Annotated in this window: 23 protein-coding genes; 9 read left to right on the top strand and 14 right to left on the bottom strand. The window is 65.7% G+C overall.

Annotated elements, in window-relative coordinates; translation table 11 throughout:
• Nucleotides 1–3 precede the first annotated feature (3 nt).
• Entirely contained in the window at nt 4–2,487 is a 2,484-nt protein-coding gene (locus ACFOMH_RS08005; RefSeq protein ID WP_377743764.1) for a hypothetical protein, read from the top strand.
• Between the two features lie 24 nt (nt 2,488–2,511).
• On the opposite strand, the gene ACFOMH_RS08010 is transcribed toward ACFOMH_RS08005, so the two are convergent.
• Both ACFOMH_RS08010 and ACFOMH_RS08015 read right to left on the bottom strand, forming a co-directional pair.
• The gene (locus ACFOMH_RS08010; protein WP_377743767.1) at nt 2,512–2,664 is read right to left on the bottom strand and encodes a hypothetical protein; all 153 of its coding nucleotides are present in this window, start codon (nt 2,662–2,664) and stop codon (nt 2,512–2,514) included.
• Complete coding sequence (locus ACFOMH_RS08015; protein WP_377743768.1) at nt 2,661–3,875, bottom strand: MFS transporter; 1,215 nt, start codon at nt 3,873–3,875, stop codon at nt 2,661–2,663. Before ACFOMH_RS08015 ends, ACFOMH_RS08010 begins: the two co-directional genes overlap by 4 nt.
• Nucleotides 3,876–3,996: 121 nt before the next feature.
• Here ACFOMH_RS08015 and ACFOMH_RS08020 point away from each other — a divergent pair, with 121 nt between their 5' ends.
• Together ACFOMH_RS08020 and ACFOMH_RS08025 are read left to right on the top strand one after the other, a co-directional pair.
• Nucleotides 3,997–4,458, top strand: coding sequence for a MaoC family dehydratase (locus tag ACFOMH_RS08020; protein ID WP_374424923.1), 462 nt, complete (start codon nt 3,997–3,999; stop codon nt 4,456–4,458).
• Between the two features lie 2 nt (nt 4,459–4,460).
• Complete coding sequence (locus ACFOMH_RS08025; RefSeq protein WP_377743770.1) at nt 4,461–5,165, top strand: TetR/AcrR family transcriptional regulator; 705 nt, start codon at nt 4,461–4,463, stop codon at nt 5,163–5,165.
• Here the strand turns inward: ACFOMH_RS08025 and pqqE are convergent.
• From pqqE to ACFOMH_RS08070, 9 genes are all read right to left on the bottom strand, one after another.
• Nucleotides 5,135–6,247 carry a pyrroloquinoline quinone biosynthesis protein PqqE gene (pqqE, locus tag ACFOMH_RS08030; RefSeq protein ID WP_377743772.1) on the bottom strand — a complete coding sequence of 371 codons (1,113 nt, stop codon included), beginning with the start codon at nt 6,245–6,247 and terminating at the stop codon, nt 5,135–5,137. The two genes, ACFOMH_RS08025 and pqqE, sit on opposite strands and share 31 nt — an antisense overlap.
• A gap of 13 nt (nt 6,248–6,260) precedes the next feature.
• Nucleotides 6,261–6,533 (bottom strand): pyrroloquinoline quinone biosynthesis peptide chaperone PqqD, encoded by a 273-nt coding sequence (gene pqqD / locus ACFOMH_RS08035; RefSeq protein ID WP_377743773.1) that lies wholly within the window; start codon nt 6,531–6,533, stop codon nt 6,261–6,263.
• Nucleotides 6,530–7,270, bottom strand: a complete 741-nt coding sequence (pqqC, locus tag ACFOMH_RS08040; protein ID WP_377743774.1) for a pyrroloquinoline-quinone synthase PqqC — start codon at nt 7,268–7,270, stop codon at nt 6,530–6,532. The genes pqqD and pqqC overlap by 4 nt, the downstream gene beginning before the upstream one ends.
• Nucleotides 7,267–8,154, bottom strand: coding sequence for a pyrroloquinoline quinone biosynthesis protein PqqB (gene pqqB / locus ACFOMH_RS08045; RefSeq protein ID WP_377743777.1), 888 nt, complete (start codon nt 8,152–8,154; stop codon nt 7,267–7,269). The genes pqqC and pqqB overlap by 4 nt, the downstream gene beginning before the upstream one ends.
• A gap of 10 nt (nt 8,155–8,164) precedes the next feature.
• Complete coding sequence (gene pqqA, locus ACFOMH_RS08050) at nt 8,165–8,266, bottom strand: pyrroloquinoline quinone precursor peptide PqqA (protein WP_374424934.1); 102 nt, start codon at nt 8,264–8,266, stop codon at nt 8,165–8,167.
• A 107-nt stretch (nt 8,267–8,373) separates the two neighbouring features.
• A complete protein-coding gene (locus ACFOMH_RS08055; RefSeq protein ID WP_377743780.1) occupies nt 8,374–8,793 on the bottom strand; it encodes a VOC family protein in 420 nt (139 codons plus the stop codon).
• Between the two features lie 172 nt (nt 8,794–8,965).
• Nucleotides 8,966–10,204 (bottom strand): RNA polymerase sigma factor, encoded by a 1,239-nt coding sequence (locus tag ACFOMH_RS08060; RefSeq protein WP_377743782.1) that lies wholly within the window; start codon nt 10,202–10,204, stop codon nt 8,966–8,968.
• Nucleotides 10,188–10,565 (bottom strand): YciI family protein, encoded by a 378-nt coding sequence (locus ACFOMH_RS08065; protein ID WP_377743784.1) that lies wholly within the window; start codon nt 10,563–10,565, stop codon nt 10,188–10,190. Before ACFOMH_RS08065 ends, ACFOMH_RS08060 begins: the two co-directional genes overlap by 17 nt.
• A gap of 102 nt (nt 10,566–10,667) precedes the next feature.
• Complete coding sequence (locus ACFOMH_RS08070; protein WP_377743786.1) at nt 10,668–11,093, bottom strand: YciI family protein; 426 nt, start codon at nt 11,091–11,093, stop codon at nt 10,668–10,670.
• A 220-nt stretch (nt 11,094–11,313) separates the two neighbouring features.
• Between ACFOMH_RS08070 and ACFOMH_RS08075 the strand changes: the two genes are divergently transcribed.
• The 6 genes from ACFOMH_RS08075 (at nt 11,314) to hydA (ending at nt 18,564) form a co-directional block, all read left to right on the top strand.
• A complete protein-coding gene (locus ACFOMH_RS08075; RefSeq protein WP_377743788.1) occupies nt 11,314–12,174 on the top strand; it encodes an alpha/beta fold hydrolase in 861 nt (286 codons plus the stop codon).
• Nucleotides 12,175–12,217: 43 nt separating this feature from the next.
• Entirely contained in the window at nt 12,218–12,709 is a 492-nt protein-coding gene (locus ACFOMH_RS08080) for a VOC family protein (protein ID WP_374425102.1), read from the top strand.
• Nucleotides 12,710–13,000: 291 nt separating this feature from the next.
• Nucleotides 13,001–14,347 carry an NAD(P)-dependent oxidoreductase gene (locus ACFOMH_RS08085; RefSeq protein ID WP_377743790.1) on the top strand — a complete coding sequence of 449 codons (1,347 nt, stop codon included), beginning with the start codon at nt 13,001–13,003 and terminating at the stop codon, nt 14,345–14,347.
• On the top strand, nt 14,340–15,638 hold the full coding sequence (gene preA / locus ACFOMH_RS08090) for an NAD-dependent dihydropyrimidine dehydrogenase subunit PreA (protein WP_377743792.1): 1,299 nt from the start codon (nt 14,340–14,342) through the stop codon (nt 15,636–15,638). Before ACFOMH_RS08085 ends, preA begins: the two co-directional genes overlap by 8 nt.
• 132 nt (nt 15,639–15,770) lie before the next feature.
• Nucleotides 15,771–17,015 (top strand): Zn-dependent hydrolase, encoded by a 1,245-nt coding sequence (locus tag ACFOMH_RS08095; RefSeq protein WP_377743794.1) that lies wholly within the window; start codon nt 15,771–15,773, stop codon nt 17,013–17,015.
• Between the two features lie 97 nt (nt 17,016–17,112).
• On the top strand, nt 17,113–18,564 hold the full coding sequence (gene hydA / locus ACFOMH_RS08100; protein ID WP_377743795.1) for a dihydropyrimidinase: 1,452 nt from the start codon (nt 17,113–17,115) through the stop codon (nt 18,562–18,564).
• A 91-nt stretch (nt 18,565–18,655) separates the two neighbouring features.
• On the opposite strand, the gene ACFOMH_RS08105 is transcribed toward hydA, so the two are convergent.
• The 3 genes from ACFOMH_RS08105 to ACFOMH_RS08115 form a co-directional block, all read right to left on the bottom strand.
• Nucleotides 18,656–19,480, bottom strand: coding sequence for a carbohydrate ABC transporter permease (locus tag ACFOMH_RS08105; protein WP_374424951.1), 825 nt, complete (start codon nt 19,478–19,480; stop codon nt 18,656–18,658).
• Nucleotides 19,477–20,361 carry a carbohydrate ABC transporter permease gene (locus tag ACFOMH_RS08110; protein WP_377743798.1) on the bottom strand — a complete coding sequence of 295 codons (885 nt, stop codon included), beginning with the start codon at nt 20,359–20,361 and terminating at the stop codon, nt 19,477–19,479. Before ACFOMH_RS08110 ends, ACFOMH_RS08105 begins: the two co-directional genes overlap by 4 nt.
• A gap of 64 nt (nt 20,362–20,425) precedes the next feature.
• On the bottom strand, nt 20,426–21,703 hold the full coding sequence (locus ACFOMH_RS08115) for an extracellular solute-binding protein (protein ID WP_377743800.1): 1,278 nt from the start codon (nt 21,701–21,703) through the stop codon (nt 20,426–20,428).
• Between the last annotated feature and the right edge of the window lie 21 nt (nt 21,704–21,724).

Below are 21,724 nucleotides of genomic sequence, written 5' to 3' on the forward strand. Positions count from 1 at the left end.
ACCATGACGCTGATCGCCAACGCCCCCCTGACCGCCAATGCGCCGCTGACCCATTGGCAGGTCACGCCGCTGATCCAGTCGCGCTATGACGTCGCCGACAGCCCCATGCAGGGCGAGATGGATTCGACCTTTTTCCTGACCAAGGACAAGAACTGGATCCCCCATACCTATCCCTGTCGCACGGCCTATATCGCCGAGGTGCGCGGCCGGGAACCCGCGGACCGTCCGCGCCCCGATTGGCGGGGGGCGCGCAATATCCTGCCCACGGGGTCGGATTTTCTGGATCTGTCGGGCTTCTGGTTCCGGCCCACCCGGATCGAGGGCTGGGCGCGCAGCGCGATCCGGGCCGAAGCGGCCGGTACGGCGCGGCTGGCACTGACCATCTGCGGCGCGGCCAAGGCCTATGTGAACGGCCGCCCGGCGGGTTGGCTGGCCCCGGCCACGCGCAATGCGCCCGACCGGGTCGAATTCGATGCCGAACTGCATGCCGGCGACAATGAGATCGCGATCTGGTTCGAGGATCTTTGCGAACGCGACGCCGTGGTGCGCATCGCGGTGAACTGGTTGTCCGGGCCGGTCGCGCGCGCCAGCCACAGCTTCGACGCCGATGACGATACGGTCGCGGGCATCGCGCGGGCGATCGGGGCCATGCATCTGGACGCGAAACGCTATGATGGCGGCGCGATCACGCTGATCCTGCCGCATCCCTTTGCCCTGGACATGGCCGGGCAGGTTAGCATCGGCGGCCATTTCATGTCCCATGACCATATCGTGCTGCCGGTGAATATCCCGGCCGGCGCGGATCGGGTCGGCATCGCCTCGGCCGCCGATCTGCCGGCGGATTACCGTTATTTCGATTTCACGCTGGGAACCGGCGCCCTGATGGTCGAAGCCCGGCTGGGCGCCGAGATCAGCCACCGCACCGCCATCGGTCCGGCCCCGGCCGATCCGGCCCGACGCATCGACGAAACCCTGCGCTGGATTGCGGAACATGCCGAATCCGACACCGAAACCGCGCTGGCCTGTGCGGCGGTGGGGGATCCGGCCGCGCGGGCACGGGCGGAGCGCATCATCGCGGGCGAATTGCCGGGGATCGAGGATTGCTTCGATTGTGCCGATTTCGCGCTGGTGCCGCTGCTATGGACGCGCATCGCCTATGGCGACCGGCTGTCCGATGCGCTGCGGGCAAGGATCGATGCCGCCACGCTGGATTTCCGCTATTGGATGGATGAGCCGGGCAACGATGTGCAGTGGTATTTTTCGGAAAACCACGCGCTGTTGTTTCACACCGCCGCATATCTGGCCGGCGGGCTTTTGCCCGATGCGCGGTTTCGCCGTTCCGGGCGGCTGGGGCGCGAACAAAGCAAGGTGGGCTATGACCGGCTGATGGGCTGGTTCGACCATTTCGAGGCGGCCGAGATGGCCGAATTCAACTCGGCCACCTATTTCCCCATCGACCTCAAGGGGATGACGGCGCTTTACGCGCTGGCCCCGGATGCCGATATCCGCGCGCGCGCCGCGCGGGCGATTGCCCGGCTGATCACCGTTGTCGCCCATTCCGCCCATCACGGCGTCATCACCGGGGCACAGGGGCGCAGCTATGAGCATTCGCTTTGCACCGCCGACACGCAGGAACTGACCGGCATGGCGCGGCTGCTTTGGGGGATCGGCAGCTTTGGCGCGCATGTGAACTGTTTGCCGCAGCTGGCGCTGTGCCTGCGCGATCACGGGCTGGCGCTGCCCGATCTGGGCGCCATCGCCTGTTGGGAGGATGCGGCCCAGGCGCAGGAATGGATGTTCTCGCAAGGACAGAACGGCTTTGCCCGGCTATATCATTACAAGACCGCCGAAACCGCGATGGGGTCGACCGCGATCTATCGCTGGGGCGAATGGGGCTATCAGGAAACGCTGATTCAGGCCCGGATCGGGCGTGAACCTTCGGCCCAGATCTGGATCAACCACCCCGGCGAGATCGTCCAGTCCGGCTTTGGCCGCCCGTCCTTCTGGGGCGGATCGGCCAGCATTCCGCGCGTGCAGCAATATCGCGATCTGGCGGTGGTGAAATTCGATGGCGATGCGGCGCAGCCGGGCTTTACCCATGCATGGTTCCCGACGCAAAGCTTTGACGACTGGTCGGTAAAGGGCCATCGCGCGGCGGCCCGTTCCGGGAAAGGCGCGCTGATCCTGTCCTGTTCCGGCGCGCTGGAACTGGTGACCAGTGGCGGCTCGGCCGGGCATGAGCTGCGGCTTGCGGGGCGCGACGGGCTGTGGCTGGTGCGTCTGGGTCGGGCGGAAAACCTTGGGGATTTCGCGGCCGCGCATGACCTTTCCGCCGTGGTTGCGGCGGATGGCACCATCCGCGTGATGGATCGCGATTATGGCGAGGTGGTGTTCCACCCCGACGGCACCGTCGATGCCGAGGGCCGGCATCTGGACCCGCGCGACTGGACATTGGCCGGCGAACGGCGGGTTATCGCGCTGAACTGACGGCACGCGGGTGTGGCGGGCGGATCAGCAAAGCAGCGTCGCGCCGATCAGCGCGACCGGAATGCCATAAGCGTTCCAGAGCGCCAGCCCCGCCGCGATCAGCGCCAGCGCCGCCCCCCCGATCAGCACGCGCTGCGCGGGCGTCAATGGGGCAAGCCCTGTGCCGCCGCCGCTCATTCCGCGACCTGCCTTGCGACGGGCGTGTCCCGGATCGGCCAATGCAGCACCGCCGCCAAAAGCGCGATTCCGATCGAAAGCTGCCAGGCCAGATCATAGGATCCGGTCCTGTTAAAGATATAGCCGGCCCCCCAGGCGCCAAAGAACGACCCGACCTGATGGGACAGAAAGACGATACCGAAGAGCGTCGACATATAGCGGACGCCAAAGATCTGACCGACCAGGCCGCTGGTCAGCGGTACCGTGCCCAGCCACAGAAACCCCATGGCACAGGCGAAAAGCGTGGCCGACAGCGCCGTGATCGGCAGTGACAGAAACAGCGCCATCACCACCGCACGGCCCAGATAGATGCCCGCCAGAACATGTTTCTTGCGCCAGCGATCGGCCGACATGCCGAACACATATGAGCCAAGGATATTGAACAGCCCGACCAGCGCCAGCGCCCTTGCGCCCACGGCCGGATCAAGCCCCTTGTCGGCCAGAAAGGTGGGCAGGTGGGTGGCGATGAACGCGACGTGAAAGCCGCAGACGAAAAACCCCGCACTCAAAAGCCAGAAGCCGGAATGACGCATCGCCTCAAGCAGGGCGGGACCCATGCCCTGCGGGTCGGTGCTGGTGGCTTGCGCGGCGCGGGGCTTGCCGGCGATGCCGATGGCCAAAAGCACCATGGTCGCGGCCAGCGCGGCATAGATCAGCATCGTCTCGCGCCAGCCAAAGCCGCCGATCAGCCCTTGCGCGATGGGCACCAGAAGGAACTGTCCGACCGAACCGCCGGCGGTCACGATCCCGGCCGCCAGCCCGCGCTTTTCCGCCGGCACCGCGCGCACCGCCGCGCCGATGGCGATGACGAAGGTCACGCCCGTCATCGCAAACCCCACCAGAACGCCCAGCGTCAGGTTCAGCCCCAAGGCCCCCGATACCCCCGCCGTCAACGCAAGGCCAAGCGCGTAAAGCGCGCCGCCCACCGCCGCCACGCGGCCCGCGCCCATCCGGTCGGCCAGAGCGCCGATCACCGGCTGCGCCAGCCCGAGGATCAGGTTCTGCACCGCGATGGCCAGGCCGAAGGCCGCCGAATCGACGCCGATATCCTGCTGGATCGGGCGCAGGAACAGGCCAAAGGACTGTCGGATGCCCATGGCGATGGTGACCAATGTCGCGGCACAGATCAGGACGATCCAGGGATTGCGGGATGCAGGCGCCTTTGGGGACATGGCGTTCCTCGGCTGGGAATGGGTTTCCGATGAGCTTGCCAAAATAGATAACTTATATAATCTATTCTGACCAGACCCCGCGATATCGTGCCGGGGGGCGGAACGGAAAAGGGCAAAATACATGGATGACAATGAGATGCGGCCGCGCCTTTGGCTGGATGACCTGTCGGTCGGTCAGGAATTTCACAGCCGCGAACATCCCCTCGATGCCGAACAGATCGTCGATTTCGCGTCCCGATTCGATCCGCAGCCCTTTCACCTTGACCCCGAGGCCGCGCGGCACAGCTATTTCCAGGGGCTCGCGGCCAGCGGCTGGCACACGATGGCGATCACCATGAAGCTGCTGGTCGAAAGCATCCCCCTTGCCCAGGGGATCATCGGCGCGGGCGCGGAAATCGCGTGGCCGCGCCCGACGCGGCCGGGCGATATTCTGCGGGTCAAAAGCAGGATCGACGAGATCACGCCATCGCGTTCGCGCCCCGACCGGGCTATGGTATTGGCCCATAGTGTGACGCTGAACCAGAATGCTGAGGTCTTGCAGGATTTCAGGGCCAGATTGCTGGTCTTTCGAAAGGAAGCCTAGGGATGGGACGATCTTCGGCCGAACAGGCCTTGCAGAACCGCGCCAGCATCGTCGAAATCGCCAGCCGCCTGTTTCGTGAACGCGGGATCGAGGCGGTCTCGGTCGCCGATGTGATGGCCGCCGCGGGGATGACGGTCGGCGGGTTCTACAAGCATTTCGCCTCGAAAGAGGCGCTGGTCGACGAGGCGGTGGCGCTGGCCTTTGGCGATGTGCTGACGCTATGGAATGGGCTGCTGGACAGGCCCGGTCAAAGCCATGCCGATACGCGGGCGCGGCTGGTCGCGCAATATCTGCGCCCCAATCCCCAGCGGCAATGCCCGATCATCGCCTTTGCCCCCCATGCCAGCGGCAAGGATGACGGCGCCCCGGCGCGCGGCACCTATGACCGGGGCTCAGGTGCGCTCTTGGCGCGGTTTTTCGGCGAGGCGCCGCCCGGATCCGACGGGGCCGGGCCGGCGGATGGCGGCGGTGATGCGCCCGATCCACAGGCGCTGTTGCTGTTTGCCGCCATGGTCGGCGCCCGCGTTCTGGCCGGGGCTGCGGGCGAAACCGACTGGGTCAGCGCCGTCAAGGCCGCCGTGGTCGAGGCCGCGCGCCAACAGGCCGGCGCCCCCGATCAATGCGCCCCCGATCAATGCGTCCCCGATCAACGTGCGCCGGATCAACCTGCCTCTGATCAGCGCGCCCCGGCATCCAGTCTGCGATAGATGAAATCCGGTGTGGGCGCGCCGGTTTCCCCGGCGATCAGGCGGTCGACCTCGGCCCGGTGGGGCGATCTGCGACAGACCGGGTCCGTGGCGCGCGCATCCCCGGTCAGCGCCATCGCCTGACAGCGGCAGCCGCCAAAGTCGATCTCGCGCCTTTCACAGCTTTGGCACGGTTCGGGCAGCCAGTCGCTGCCCCGAAAGGCCGCAAAGGCGGGGCCGTTCCAGATCGTGGCCAGGGGCGTTTCGCGGGCATTCTGAAAGCTCAGGCCCGGAATGATCTCGGCGGCGTGACAGGGCAGGACCTTGCCATCGGGCGCGATATTCAGCCCGGTCGACCCCCAGCCGTTCATGCAGGCCTTGGGAAAATCGGCGAAATAATCGGGCGGCACAAAGTCGATGGCCAGCCGCCCGGCATAGGTGCGCCGGGCCTCGGCGACGACCTGCTTGGCCTGATCGACCTGGGCGCGGGTCGGCTGAAGGGCGGCGCGATTGCGCAGGGCCCAGCCCTGAAACTGGACGCAGGCCACCTCGATCCGCCGCGCGCCCAATTCGGCCGCAAGGGCCAGCGTCGCCGGCAGATCGTCCAGATTGTGGCGATGCATGACCGCGTTGATGGTCAGCGGGAAACCGATGCGGGCGATCTGGGCCGCGACCTGCATCTTGCGCGCAAAGCCGCCGGAATAACCGCCGATCCGGTCGGCGATATCCGCGCCCGTGCCTTGCAGCGACAGCTGGATATGATCCAGCCCCGCCGCGTCCAGTTCGTCCAGCCGGCGGGCGTTGAGGCCGATCCCGGATGTGATCAGATTGGTATATAGCCCGGCCTCGCGCGCGGCCTGCACGATCTGGACCAGATCGGGGCGCGATGCCGGCTCGCCCCCCGAAAGATGCAGCTGCAAGACCCCAAGCGCCGCGGCTTCGGCAAAGATGCGCGCCCATTCGGCGGTGCCCATTTCGGCCTGTTTGCCGGTCAGCTCGACCGGGTTCGAACAATAGGGACAGGCCAGCGGACAGCGGTGGGTCAGCTCGGCCAGCATGGCCAGCGGCGGGGCCGGGGCCGGGCTTTGGGTGGCGTCCTTCATGCCGGGTCCTTTCTCATGCCACGTCGACCAGCCGCCTTGCGGCCAGCCCGTCGAGAAACTCGGCGATATCGGCCAGCACGGTTTCGACCGGGGCGTCATAGCGCGCCGCCAGCTCTTGCGCGATCGTCCCCAGATCCCGCGCGCCGTCCAGTTCGGCCAGCACCGCCTGTCCGACCGGATCCAGCATCAGCGCCACCTCGGGACCCAGCAGCACCGGTGTGTCGCGCACCCGGTCATGATGCAGGCGCACGCCGCGCGGCAGGCGGGGGCGGTCGGCCGGGGTCATCGGGCCATCCCCTCGCCGGGGCGCCAGGCGCCGGGCGGAATCAGCGCAGGCGTCACATAGGCCGCGTAAAGCGCATCCAGCTGGGCCCAAAGCACATCCATCTTGAAGACCAGCGCCGCCACCGCCATGTCGGCGCGTTCCGGCGTCGTGGCATGTTCCAGCACCCATGACAGGCCGAAGGCCACGTCCTTGGGGGCCTCGGTCAGGCGATGGCGGAAATAGGAAACCGTGTCGGCATTGGCGAAATCGTAATGTCTGAGCAGACCTGCGATGCGTTCTTCGTGGATGGCGGGGGCGAAAAGCTCGGTCAGGCTGGCGGCCACGGCTTGCAGCAGCGGCTGGTCGCGGACATAGCGGACATAGGCATCGACGGCAAAGCGCGTGGCCGGCAGCACCCCTTGCGTCGAGGCGACGTAATCGGGGTCCAGCCCGACCCCCCGGGCCAGCCGCAGCCAGCGCCGGATGCCGCCTTCCTGTTCGGCGGTGCCGTCGTGATCCTCGATCCGGGACCGCCAGGCGCGGCGCAGGGCGGGATCCTCGACCCGGGACATGAAAGCCGCGTCCTTCATCGGGATGCGCGACTGATAATAATAGCGGTTGATCACCCAGGCCCGGACCTGATCGGGGGTACAGCCGCCCGAATGCAGCAGGCGGTGAAAGGGATGCTTGTCGTGATAACGCTCGGCGCCGATCTGGCGCAGCCGGGCTTCAAGATCGGGCGCGGGCTGATCGTTCACAGGGCAAGCTCCATTCCGTCATGGGCGACATGCCAGCCGGCGGCGCGGATCATGGCGCGTTCGGCGGCGGCGGGTTGCAGCACCGGGTTGGTGTTGTTGATATGGATAAAGACCCGCTGCCCCAGCGGCACCCCGGCCAGCGCGGCGATGCTGCCGCCGGGGCCGGACATGGCGATATGGCCCATGCGGGCGCCGGTTTTCGCCCCGGTGCCGGTTCTGGACATTTCGTCATCGCTCCAGACCGTGCCGTCAAAGAGCAACAGATCGGCATCGGCGATCCGGTCGCACAAGTCCGGCGTCACCCGCGCGCAGCCGGGAATATAAAAGAGGCGGCGCCCGCCCCCCTCGATCCGCAGGCCGATGGTCTGTTCGCCGATCAGATCGGTTTCGACCTCGCCGCCCTGTTCCAGAAACAGCGCCACCTTGCCCGGCACCGCGAATGCGGTGACCCGCAGCCCGGGCAGGGGGGCAAAGGGCCGATCAAGCCCGATGGGCCGGTGCCGCACCAGATCGGGGTTCAGCACGCCGAACACCGGCTGATCCAGAATGGCCAGCGTCGCGAGTGTGGCGTGGATGGCAAAGGGCGTGCTTTCGCGCAGCACCAAAAGACCCGCGATATGATCGATATCGCCATTGGTCAGCACCACCGCCGAAACCGGACTGCCGCGCAGCCCCGGCGGGTGCAGCCCCGAGGCCCGCAGCTGATCGCGGATATCGGGCGAGGCGTTCAGCAACAGCCATTCGTTCCCATCGACCGAGACGGCGACCGAAGACTGGCTCATCGCCGGGATCAGGCCCTGGCGGGCATCCACGCAATTGCGGCAACCACAGTTCCACTGGGGCAGCCCACCTCCGGCGGCTGCCCCAAGAATTTTCACGAACATGATCGGCGGATCAGATGCTCTCGCGGGCGTCGCGATCATCCTCGGCGGGGCCGTACATGTTGATTTCCATGCCACATTTGACTTCGCGGGCTTTGGGTTTCGACCAGGACACGACAAATCCTCCTTTGGGCAAGATGTGTGAACAGACAAGCCGACTATAGGTCACCCCGAAGACCGGGCAATACGATCTTGGTCGTAGCCCGGGCATGGCGTCCGGGATCAGCCGGCCTCGTCCTGGGGCATGGCCGAGATGTCCATCCAGACCAGTTCCAGCACATTGCCGTCGGGATCCTGGATCTGGCGGTTGTACATCCAGCCCATATCCACCACCGAAAGCCCCTCGACGGTGCCGCCCGCCGCCGCGCCGGCACTGGCGGTGGCGTCGACCGCCGCGCGGTCATCGAAGCTGATCGCGTAAAGCGCGCCGCAGGCGGCCTTGGCATCGGCGATGGGCAGGGCGGTGAAGGTCTGAAAGAAGCTGTGCGTCAGCAGGTGGAAATTGATCGCCTCGGACCAGACCATGCTTGCGGCATTGTCGTCGCTGAACTGGTCGTTCTTCTGGCAGCCGATCGCCTGATAAAAGCGCGTGGCCGCCGCCAGATCGGCGACGGGAAGGTTCACGAAGATCATCTTGGGCATTGGCTTTGTCCTTTCGGGTTGCAACGGATCAAGGACGGCGTGGGGGTGCTTGTTCCGACATCGGGGAAATTTTTTCCGCGCCCGCACCGCCATGCGGGGTCCCCCCGGCCGCACGCCATGCCCCAAGGGGCGTTTCCCGATAGCGCCGGTTTTCCGAAAGGGCGGGCCGAAGCTAAAGCCCGTCCAGAAGCTGGCGGATATGGGCGGCCTCGGCCGCGGTATTGGCAAGCGCGATGGCGCGGCCAAAGGCGTCGCGTGCCTCGTCCCGGCGGGCCAGATCGCGCAACAGGATCCCGTGCAGCCCGTGAAAATAGAAATAGCCGTCCAGCGCCGGCGCCAGCGGCGCGATCAGCTCCAGCGCCGCCGCAGCTCCGCGCAGTTTCATCACCGCCACCGCCCGGTTCAGCGTGACCACGGGCGACGGCGTGTGACGTTCCAGCGCCTCATAAAGCCGGTCGATCCCGGCCCAATCCGTGTCTTCGGGGCGCGGCGCGCGGGCATGCATCGCGGCGATGGCGGCTTGCAGCTGATAGGGGCCGGGCGCGTGGTGCAGCATCGCCTTGTCGATCATGGCCAGCGCCTCGGTGATCATGCGGCGGTTCCACAGGCCGCGATCCTGATCCTCAAGCAGGATCACCGCGCCCTTGCGGTCAAAGCGCGCCGGCTGTCGCGCATGCTGGATCAGCATCAGCGCCAGAAGCCCCATCAGCTCTGGCTCGGCCGGAAACATCCGCAACAACAGCCGCGCCAGCCGGATCGCCTCGTCGCAGAGCGCGGCGCGCGCGCTTGTGGGGTTGGCGTCGGTATACCCTTCGTTGAAGGTCAGATAGATCATCGCCGCCACCGTCCGCAGCCGGCCGATACGTTCGTCGGGGCCGGGGGTCTCGAACGGGATATCGGCATCGTTGATGCGGGATTTCGCACGGGTGATGCGCTGTTCCATCGCCCTTTCCTTGACCAGAAAGGCGGCGGCGATGCGCCCGACCGGCAGGCCCGACACGATGCGCAGCGCCAGCGCGATCTGCTGTGTCGCCGGCAGGTCGGGATGGCAACAGACGAACATCAGCCGCAGGATGTCGTCGCGGTAATCGGCGGCGTCCAGCCGCTCGGCGATGTCGGGTTCATCCGCGCCGGCCTCAAAGGCCGGGTCGCCGGGGGGCAGCTGCGTCATGCGTCTTTGCCGCCTTACCTGATCAAGGGCCGCGTTGCGCCCGACCATGATCAGCCATGCGGCGGCGTCGCGCGGCGGCCCCTGTTCGGGCCAGTTGCGCAGCGCGCGCAGGCAGGCCTCTTGAAACGCCTCTTCGGCCAGATCCAGATCGCGGAAATAGCGCAAAAGCGCCGCCACCACCTGCGGCCTTGCGCCGGTCAGGCGCGTCTCGATCCAGCTTGCATCAGGTGTGCGTGTCATCGTCGGCGGCCGCCCCGTCGGGATAATAGCTCATGATCGGGCGCAGCTCATAGGCGCCGCCCGGATTGGCGCGGGTCAGGTCGCGGGCGATCTCAAGCCCCTGTGCCAGGTCCGCGATATCGACGATGTAAAGGCCCAGAAGCTGTTCCTTGGTTTCGGCATAGGGGCCGTCCAGCACGGCGCCATCGCTTTTGCGCAGCACCGTGGCCGAGGATGACGGCATCAGCCGCGCGATGGGCCCGAACTGATCCGACCATTTGCCATGGACCCGTTTCAGCCGGGCGATGACGGCCGCGTCATGTTCGGCCGACCAGTTCGAGGTGATCTGTTCGTCGTGATAGCAAAGGATGGCATAGAGCATCTGGCCTTCTCCGTTTCCGCAGCACCGCGGGCCGCGCCGCGCCCGGTGCCAGGTGCCCGGGGGGCACGGCAATGACGCGGGCGCGGGCGTCATTATGCGCGATCAGTCGCCATCGGCCAGATTGCGCAGGTTGCGGGCATGGGTTTCGGCGGCCTCGGGGGTCAGGACGTCCTGAAAATCCTCAAGCTCGTAAAGCGGGCGGATTTCCAGCTCGCTCGGGCCGGGCATGGGGTTCGGACAGCGTTTGGCCCAGGCGACGGCCTCGTCCAGATCCCTGACATTCCAAAGCCAATAGCCCGCCACCAGTTCCTTGGTTTCGGCGAAAGGCCCGTCGATGACCAGCCGCGCGCGACCGTCAAAGGCGATCCGCTTGCCCTCGGAGGACGGCTTGAGCCCGTCGCCGCCGGCCATGATCCCGGCCGCGATCAGCTCTTCGTTGAACCGGCCCATGTCCTGCATCAGCTGGGCCGAGGGCATGTCGCCCCGTTCGCTGTCCGGGGTTGCCTTGACGAGTACCATCACACGCATCGCATTGATCCTTTCGGTTGATCGGGCCCTGAACGGCCCTGTGATCCAAGGACGGGCGGGGCCGCCGCGTTCCGACATGCCCGGGCATTTTTTCCCGCGCCGCCGCATTCCGGCATGGGGCCGTCGGCGGGCGGGGCAAAAAATCCGGGCGCCGATGTCGGAAAGGGCGGGTCCTGTTCGTCCTGTGACCGGATGCGATGATAGAGGGAGGATGCGATCCATGCTACGGATGACGCTGGCGGCCGCCGCGCTTGGGGCCGGTGCGGCCATGGCCCAACCCGCGCCCGAGGGGATGCGGGCCACGGTCAACGGCATGCAGATTTATTACGAGGTCTCGGGACAGGGCGATCCGATGATCGTGCTGCATGGCAGTTTCATGACCATTCCCGGCATGGGCGATATCGTCGAGCGGCTGGCCCGGACCCATCGCGTCTATGCGCTGGAACTTCAGGGGCATGGGCGCAGCACCGATACCGACCGGGCGATGACCTATCACAACCTTGCCGGCGATGTCGCGACCTTCATGGAGGTTGCCGGCATCCCCCGGGCGGATGTCTTTGGCTATTCCATGGGTGCGGTGGTCGGGCTGCGGCTGGCCATCGACCACCCGGACAAGGTCGATCAGCTGGTCTTTGCCTCGGGCGCCTATGAATTCGATGGCTGGCAGCCGGCCTATCGCGAGATGCTGCCCGATTTCACCGTCGAGATGTTCGCCGACAGCCCGATGGCCGAAGCCTATCGCGAGATCGCCCCCGATCCGGCGGGTTTCGCCGCGCTGAGCGAAAAGCTGATCGCGCTGGAAAAGGCGCCCTTTGCCTGGGGCCGCGAGGTCGAGGCGATGCGGGTGCCGGTTCTGATCGTCGCCGGGGATGCCGATGTCGCGACGCTGGAACACAGCGTCGCGATGTTCCGCCTGCTTGGCGGCGGCGCGATGGGCGATCTGGGCAAACCGCTTTCGGCATCGCGGCTGGCGGTGCTGCCGGCCACCTCGCACACGGCGGTGATCGGGCAGGCGGATCTGATGATGGAATTCATCGCCCCGTTTCTGGCCGGTGAAACCCCGCCGGGCTGGTTCGATTGATAGGATGGGCCACGCTCCACGACGCTTTCAACATCAAGGGAGAATAGGGATGAACAAGCTTGTGACCTGCATGTGGTTCGATCATGGCGAGGCCGGAAAGGCTGCGGCATTCTATGCCTCGGTCTTTCCCGAAAGCCGGGTCGAGCGCGTGAACGCCGCCGCCAGCGACTATCCCGGCGGCCATGCGGGCGATGAACTGACCGTCGAATTCACCGTGCTGGGGCGGCCCTGCATCGGGTTGAATGGCGGGCCGGTCTTTACCCCCAACGAATCCGTAAGCTTCATGGTTCTGACCGAGGATCAGGCCGAAACCGATCGCTATTGGAACGCCATCGTCGGCAATGGCGGGGCCGAAAGCGAATGCGGCTGGTGCAAGGATCGCTGGGGTTATTCGTGGCAGATCACGCCCCGGCGGCTGATGGAGCTGACGACCGGCCCCGACCCCGACAAGGCCCGCCGCGCGATGGAGGCGATGATGACCATGCGCAAGATCGACATCGCCGCGCTTGAGGCCGCCGTCGCCGGCACGCGATAGGCCGGGGCCCGTTGGGCCGGCTGTCGGTGGGCTGTCCGGGGCGGGCGCGGCGCGCGATCCATGCCCGCCCCGAAAGACGTTTCGCGATACGCAAACCGTGGCCGAAGGGCACCGTCCTCATGGGCGCGGCGCGGTTGGTCGCCCCTGCCGCAACCGCGCCGCCCATCCTGCGGGGGCCAAGGCATCGCGGCCGTGGCGCGGGTTCGTCGCAAGCGGGCGTGAGTGAAATTTACTAGTTGATAAAAAATTTGCCCGTGGCATCCTGATCCCAGCCACCGCTTATCGGGAGCCATGATCTTGACCAATTCGCCATTGACACCTGGGCTTGCCGCCGCGCGGCTGTCCGCCGAAGCTATCGCTTCGGGCTTTGCCGACCACGATCCCGCGCTTGCACCGCATGAGGCCGCCGTTGCGGCGGATCGCTGTTATTTCTGTCATGACGCGCCTTGCGTGACGGCCTGTCCGACCGGGATCGATATCCCGCTTTTCATTCGCCAGATCGCGACCGACACCGTCGAGGCGGCGGCGCGGACGATCCTGTCGGCGAATGTCCTTGGCGGCATGTGCGCCCGCGTCTGTCCGACCGAAACCCTGTGCGAGGGCGCCTGTGTGCGCGAAACGGCCGAGGGCAAGCCGGTCGAAATCGGCCGTCTGCAACGCTATGCCACCGACCATGCCATGCGGATGCCGCAGCCCTTTGCCCGCGCGCCCGCGACGGGCAGGCGCGTGGCGGTGATCGGCGCGGGGCCGGCGGGGCTGGCCTGTGCGCATCGGCTGGCCATGCATGGCCATGACGTCACCATCTATGAGGCGCGGCAAAAGCCCGGCGGCCTGAATGAATTCGGCATCGCCGCCTATAAGGCGACCGAGGAATTCGCCGCCCGTGAAATCGACTGGTTGCTGGGCATCGGCGGCATCACGCTGGAATGCGGCAAGGCGCTGGGGCGCGATGTCACGCTGGACGGGCTGGGCGCCGATTTCGATGCGGTGTTTCTGGGCGTGGGTCTTGGCGCGGTGAACGATGCGGGCTTGGGCGCGGGTCATGCCGTGTTGCGCGACGCGGTCGATTTCATCGCCGAGCTGCGCCAGACCGGCGATCTGTCCACCCTGCCCGTGGGGCGCGACGTGGTGGTGATCGGCGGCGGCATGACCGCGGTCGATGCGGCCGTGCAGTCGCGGCTTTTGGGGGCGGAAAACGTCACCATCGTCTATCGGCGCGGACAGGGGCGGATGTCCGCCTCGGGTCACGAACAGGATCACGCGACGGCCTCGGGGGTGCGCATCCGCACCAATGCGACGCCGGTGGCGATCCATGACGGCGCGGCGGGGACCGAGATCGAGTTTGCCTATACCGAGGACGGCCCCGACGGCCTGCGCCGGCTGGACGAGACATTTCGCCTGCGTGCCGATCAGGTGCTGTCGGCCATCGGGCAGCGGCTGGCGCTGTCACCCGACGGGCTGGCGCTGGCGGGCGGCAAGATCGCCGTCACCGGGCCCGGGCGCACCTCGCGGCCCGGCATTTGGGCCGGGGGCGATTGCACCGGCGCGGGCGAGGATCTGACCGTTGCCGCCGTCGCACAGGGCCGCGACGCGGCCGAGGATATTCACGCCTATCTGATGGGGGGCGATCATGGCTGACCTGCGTTCGAATTTCATCGGGATCAAATCCCCGAACCCGTTCTGGCTGGCATCCGCGCCACCCACGGACAAGGAATATAACGTCCGCCGCGCCTTTCAGGCCGGCTGGGGCGGCGTGGTTTGGAAAACGCTGGGCGCCGAGGGGCCGCCGGTCGTCAACGTCAATGGCCCGCGCTACGGCGTCGTCCATGGCGCCGACCGCCGGGTGCTGGGGCTGAACAATATCGAGCTGATCACCGACCGCCCGCTTGAGGTGAACCTGCGCGAGATCAAGCAGGTCAAGCGCGACTGGCCCGACCGCGCGCTGGTCATCAGCCTTATGGTCCCGTGTGAGGAAGAGGCGTGGAAATCCATCCTTGCCGCCATCGAGGATACCGGCGCCGACGGGGTCGAGCTGAATTTCGGCTGTCCCCATGGCATGAGCGAGCGCGGCATGGGCTCGGCCGTCGGTCAGGTTCCCGAATATATCGAGATGGTGACACGCTGGGTTAAGCAATATTCCCGCATGCCCTGCATCGTGAAGCTGACCCCCAATATCACCGATGTCCGAAAACCCGCCGAGGCGGCCAGGCGTGGCGGTGCCGATGCGGTCAGCCTGATCAATACGATCAACTCGATCACCTCGGTCGATCTGGACCTGTTCGCGCCGCAGCCGACCATCGACGGCAAGGGCGCGCATGGCGGCTATTGCGGCCCGGCAGTCAAGCCCATCGCGCTGAACATGGTGGCCGAGATTGCGCGCAGCGCCGCCACGCGCGGGTTGCCGATCAGCGGCATCGGCGGCGTCACCACATGGCGCGATGCGGCCGAGTTCATGGCGCTGGGCGCCGGCAATGTGCAGGTTTGCACGGCGGCGATGACCTATGGCTTCAAGATCGTGCAGGAGATGATTTCCGGCCTGTCGCAATATCTCGACGACAAGGGGATCGCGCTGGACGACCTGATCGGGCGTGCGGTTCCCAATGTCACCGACTGGCAGTACCTGAACCTGAACTATGTCACCAAGGCACAGATCGATCAGGATATGTGCATCAAATGCGGCCGCTGTTACGCCGCCTGCGAGGATACCAGCCATCAGGCCATCGCCATGCTTCCGGGCCGCGTCTTCGAGGTCAAGGATGACGAATGCGTGGCCTGCAACCTCTGCATCGATGTGTGCCCGGTTCAGGATTGCATCACCATGCGCGAATTGCCGCTGGGCGAGACCGATCCCCGCACCGGCCGCAAGGTGGGGACATTTGCGAACTGGACCACGCATCCCAACAATCCGATGGCGAAAGCCGCGGAATGAACCGGGACAGGCCGGCCCCCGCGTGACTGCGTCGGCCGGTTCCCTTGACAAGCCGCGGCCCGGACCTAGCCTCGGGATCTGTGGATGCCAGCAGCCCGGCCCGGCAAGGGTCGGCAACCGAAAGCAAGGCGCATGGACAGCGACAATTTCAGGATAGACGGCAACCGGCTGTGGGACAGCCTGATGCGGATGGCGCGGATCGGGCCTGGCGTCGCGGGCGGCAACAACCGCCAGACGCTGACCGATGCCGATGCCGAGGGGCGCGCCCTGTTCCGGCAATGGTGCGAGGATGCCGGCATGACCATGGGCCTTGACCGCATGGGCAACATGTTCATGCGCCATGAGGGGGCCGAACCCGATCTGGACCCGGTCTATATCGGCAGCCATCTGGATACCCAGCCCACCGGTGGTAAGTTCGACGGCGTGCTGGGGGTGCTTTCGGGGCTGGAGGTGGTGCGGGCCATCCGCGACATGGGCATCCGCACCCGCCGGCCCATCGTGGTGGTGAACTGGACCAATGAGGAGGGCGCGCGGTTCGCGCCCGCGATGCTGGCCAGTGGCGTCTATGCCGGCGTCCTGACCGAGGATTACGCCAACAGCCGCGAGGATGCCGAGGGCAAGCGGTTCGGGGATGAGCTGGACCGTATCGGCTGGCGCGGGAGCGAGGATGTGGGCGGCCGGCCCATGCATGCGATGTTCGAATATCACATCGAACAGGGTCCGATCCTTGAGGCAGAGGGGCGTCAGATCGGTGTTGTCACCCATGGCCAGGGGCTGTGGTGGTTGCAGGTCACGCTGACCGGCAAGGACGCACATACCGGGTCGACGCCGATGAACATGCGGGTGAATGCGGGGCTTGGCATGGCGCGGATCATCGAGGCGGTGCACCAGATCGCCATGGACCACCAGCCGGATGCGGTTGGTGCGGTCGGTCAGGCGAATGTCTGGCCCAATTCGCGCAACGTGATCCCCGGGAAAGCGGTCTTTACCATCGATTTCCGCTCGCCCGATCTGGGCAAGCTGACCTCGATGCGGGCACGGCTGGAGGCCGAGGCGCCGCAGATCGCCGCCGAGCTGGGCCTTGGCATCGAGATCGAGCCGGTCGGGCATTTCGACCCCGTCACCTTCGATCCCGGTCTGGTCAAGGTGGTGCGGGGCGCGGCCGAGCGGTTGGGATACAGCCATATGAACATCGTTTCCGGTGCGGGTCACGATGCCTGCTGGATCAACCGCGTGGCGCCGACGGTGATGATCATGTGCCCCTGTGTGGGCGGGCTGTCGCATAACGAGGCCGAGGAGATCAGCCCGGAATGGGCGGCGGCCGGGGCCGATGTGCTGCTGCATTCGGTGCTTGAGGTGGCGGAGGTTGTGCGGTGACGCGGCGGGGGCGGATCCTGTCCGCGGACGCGGACGGTAGCCGGGGGCGCTGCCCCCGGACCCCCGGGATATTTGGACATGGAAGAGGGGGATGCGCATGAGCACGGTCATCAAAAACGGGACCATCGTTACCGCCGATCTGACCTATAAGGCGGATGTGTTGATCGAGGATGGGCGGATCTCGGCGATCGGTGAGGGGCTATCGGGCGACAAGGTTCTGGACGCCACCGGTTGCTATGTCATGCCGGGTGGGATCGATCCGCATACGCATCTTGAGATGCCCTTCATGGGCACCTATTCCGCCGATGATTTTGAAAGCGGGACGCGGGCCGCGCTGGCGGGTGGGACCACGATGGTGGTGGATTTCGCGCTGCCTTCGCCGGGGCAGGGGCTCTTGGATGCGCTGAAGATGTGGGACAACAAGGTGTCCCGTGCGCATTGCGATTTCAGCTATCACATGGCGATCACCTGGTGGGGGCAGCAGGTCTTTGACGAGATGGAGGCGGTGGTCAAGCGCGGCATCACCAGCTTCAAGCATTTCATGGCCTATAAGGGCGCGTTGATGGTGAATGACGACGAATTGTTCGCCAGTTTCCGCCGCGTGGGCGATCTGGGCGGGATCGCCCTGGTTCATGCCGAAAACGGCGATGTCGTGGCCGAACTGTCGGCGCGGCTTTTGGCCGAGGGGAATACCGGGCCTGAGGCGCATGCATACAGCCGACCGCCGCAGGTCGAGGGCGAGGCGACGAACCGGGCGATCATGGTGGCCGATATGGCGGGGGTGCCGCTTTATGTCGTCCATACCTCGTGCGAGGATGCGCATGAGGCGATCCGGCGCGCGCGCGCGCAGGGCAAGCGCGTCTGGGGCGAGCCGCTGATTCAGCATCTGACGCTGGATGAAAGCGAATATTTCAACCCCGATTGGGACCATGCCGCGCGGCGCGTCATGTCGCCGCCTTTCCGCAACAAGCTGCATCAGGACAGCCTGTGGGCGGGGCTGCAATCGGGCAGCCTGTCGGTGGTGGCGACGGATCATTGCGCCTTTACCACCGACCAGAAGCGCACCGGGATCGGCGATTTCACCAAGATCCCGAACGGGACCGGCGGGCTTGAGGATCGGATGCCGATGCTGTGGACGCATGGGGTGAATACCGGGCGGCTGACGCCGAATGAATTCGTGGCGGTCACCTCGACCAATATCGCCAAGATCCTGAACATGTATCCGAAAAAGGGCGCGGTGCTGGTGGGGGCGGATGCCGATCTGGTGGTCTGGGACCCGCAGGCGGAAAAGACCATCAGCGCCGGGACGCAGCAATCTGCCATCGATTACAACGTTTTCGAGGGGCAACATGTGAAGGGCCTGCCGCGCTATACCCTGACGCGGGGCGTGGTCGCCGTGACCGAGGGCAAGGTGGACTCGCGCGAAGGCCATGGTGCGTTTGTCGGCCGCGAGCCGCGCGGCACGGTGAACCGGGCATTGACGGCGTGGAAGGAACTGACCGCGCCAAGGCCGGTGGCGCGGTCCGGGATCCCGGCGACGGGGGTGTGACGGGTCGGGCGATGCCGAAACGGCACGGGGGCGATGACGGCGATCTTGCCCCGCCCCCGGGGTCCATCGGGCGCCGGGGTTTGCCGCGCCCCTAACCCTTGACCCCGGCCGAGATCATCACCGCCTCGGTCACGCGTTTCTGAAAGATCAGATAGGCGGCGATCACCGGGGCCGCAGCCAGAAGCGCCAGCGCCATCATCCGCGCATAGGCCACGCCGAATGTGTCATTGACCTGGGTGATGCCGACGGGGATGGTCATCATGTCCTCGCTTGTGGCGATCAGGAAGGGCCAGAAGAAATTGTTCCAGGCGCTGATGAAGGTGATGATCGCCAGCGCCGCCGTGATGCCCCAGTTCAGCGGCAGATAGAGCTTGAACAGCAGGGTGAATTCGCCGCCGCCATCCAGCAGAACCGCCTCGCGCATGTCCTTGGGGATGGCGTCGAAGAACTGTTTATAGACGATGATGACCACCGGCACGATCAGTTCGGGCAGGATGATTCCCCATAGCGTATTGACCAGCCCCAGATCGTTCATCAGCACGAATTGCGCGACATAAAGCGCCGGCACCGGCACCATGAAGCTGGCCACGATCATGAGATAGAGCGCCTTGCGCCCCGGAAAGCGCAGCTGCGACAGCGCATAGGCGCACATCATCCCGATCAGCAGCACGATCACCGTGATGATCGACGAGGCCAGCACCGAATTCAGATACCAGCGCGCCAGCTTGGAATTGCCCAGCACCTGCGCATAGGCGGAAAAATTCACCTCATCCAGCAGCACACCGGCATCCGCGACGATGCGCGCCTCGCTGCGCAGGGATGTGGTCAGCGCCCAGTACAGCGGAAACACCCAGATCGCCGCCGCGATCAGCACGATCCCGATAAAGGCGAGGTTGCGGACCCGTTTCGCGGTCATTTCCGGCCTCCGATCCGCAAGAGCTGGAATTGCAGCACCGAGACGATGACGATCACCACGAACAGGACCATCGCGATGGCGGCCGCATAACCGCCATGGTTCAGCTGGAATGCCTCGCGGTACATTTGCAGCAAGATGACATAGGATTGGTTGAACGGCCCGCCCTTGGACAGCAGATAAACCTGATCAAAGAGCTTTAATTGCAGGATCAGCTGCAAGGTCAGCACAAGCGCCGTCACCGGCCAGAGCAGCGGCCAGGTTACGCGCCGGAAACGCTGCCACGGGCCGGCGCCGTCCAGCGCCGCCGCCTCATAAAGGTCGGGCGGGATGTTGCGCAGCCCGGCGATGAACAGCAGCACGTTGAAACCATTTGTCCACCAGATGGTGACCAGCGCGATCATCGGCATGACCCAGACCGGGTCCTTGAACACCGCGACCGGGCGGCCCGTGATCGCGGCGATCAGCGGTTGCAGGATCCCGAACTGGAAATCCAGCATCCACCACCAGATCATCGTCACCACCGAAACCGGCAGCACATAGGGCAGAAAGAACAGCGTCAGCACCAGCGCCTGAATGCGGCCGCCAAGGCGGTTGACGGCCAGCGCGATCATCAGCGCGATCGCCGTGGTCGGCACCACCGTCAACAGGACGAAATAGATGTTGTTCCAGAGCGAGGTATAAAACAGCCGGTCATTGAACAGTTTGATGTAATTGCCAAATCCGATCCAGTTTCCGTCCCCGATCAGCGGCGCGTCGGTAAAGCTGAGCGCGATCACCCGCGCCGTGGGATAGAGAAAGAACAGCGAAAAGACGATCAGAAACGGGGCGACCAACAGGATCGCCGAGCGGATCTCGCGGCGTTCGCGCCTTTTGCGGGACATGGCTTTCCTCCTGTTGCGGGGCGGGCTGGCCGGGGGGCGGCCAGCCGGGATCGGTGCGGATGGATCAGTTCATCAGCGCCTGAAGCTGTTCCTTCATCTGGGCTGCGGCCTCGTCCGCGGTCAGATAGCCGTGGATCGCCGGCGCGATCAGGTTGTCGACCGCGTCATAGGCCGGCGAGGCCACGCCCGCGATCTTGGAACGCGGATCGAATGCCGCATGTTCGGCCAGCGAGGCATAGGTCGCATTGGGTTCCAGCGCCTGATATTCGGCGCTTTCCACCGTCGGCTTATAGGCCGGGATATGACCCGCCCCGGCCCAGTCCAGCGAATGCTTTTCCATCCAGCCGATGACCGTCAGCACGGCGTCGCGGGTCTCGGCGGTCATGTTCGCATCGTTGGGGATGGCAAAGGCGTGGGAATCGGCCCAGGTCGCCGGTTGATCCAGCAATTGCGGGATTTCATTCGCGAACCAGTCAAAGCCAAGCGTTCCGGCCGCCGCCTGATCCTTGAAGGTCGGGACCTCCCAGACGCCATTGGTGTGCAGGATGGCCTTGCCGCCGGAAAACAGCGCTACCGAGGCCTCATAGGATGCCTGTTCAGGGATCAGCCCGGCGCCGCGCCAGTCGGCCATGATCTGAATGGCGCGGGCGGCCTTGGCCAGATTGTCGCCGGCCAGAACCTCGCCATCGGTGAGGAATTCGCCGCCCTGCTGGCGGAACAGGGTGTAAAACATCCGCCATACGCCGCCGCCGCCCTCGGTCTGAAAGCTCAGCGGATCGGAAAAGCCCTTGTCCTTGGCCCAGCTCAGCAATTCGGTCAGATCCTCGACCGAGCCGATGCCGGTCAGATTGCCTTCGCCATCCAGCCATTTCGAGCCCTGAAGCGCGGTCTTGTTGTAATAGGCGACGATGGCGTGGATGTCGAAAGGCACCGCCATCAACTGGCCATCGGGGCCGGTCGCGGCCTCGATCGCGGCGGGAAAGAAATCGTCCCGGCTTAGCCCGGCCTTGCCCAGATCGGCATCGCTGATCGGCGACAGCACCCCCTCTTCCAGCGCCAGCGGCAGGCGCGAAAGGTGATAGGTCATGATGTCGGGCCCCTGACCGACCGCGACGGCGGTGCGCACCTTGGTGTAATAGGGCGCGCCCCATTCCAGCGTCGTGCCCTGAATGCGGATGTCGGGATGTTCCTCGTTGAATTGCTGGATCAGCGCCTTCATGCGGACGCCGTCGCCGCCGGCCAGGAAATCCCACCATTCCAGTTCGACCGCCGCCCATGCCGGGCTGGACAGGCCAAGGATCAGCGCGGCCGAGGCCGCAAGTTTCGCAATCTTGGTTTTCATTCTGACTTTCCTCCTCATATC

It is taken from the genome of Paracoccus mangrovi (assembly GCF_042648425.1).
Lineage (GTDB): Bacteria > Pseudomonadota > Alphaproteobacteria > Rhodobacterales > Rhodobacteraceae > Paracoccus > Paracoccus mangrovi.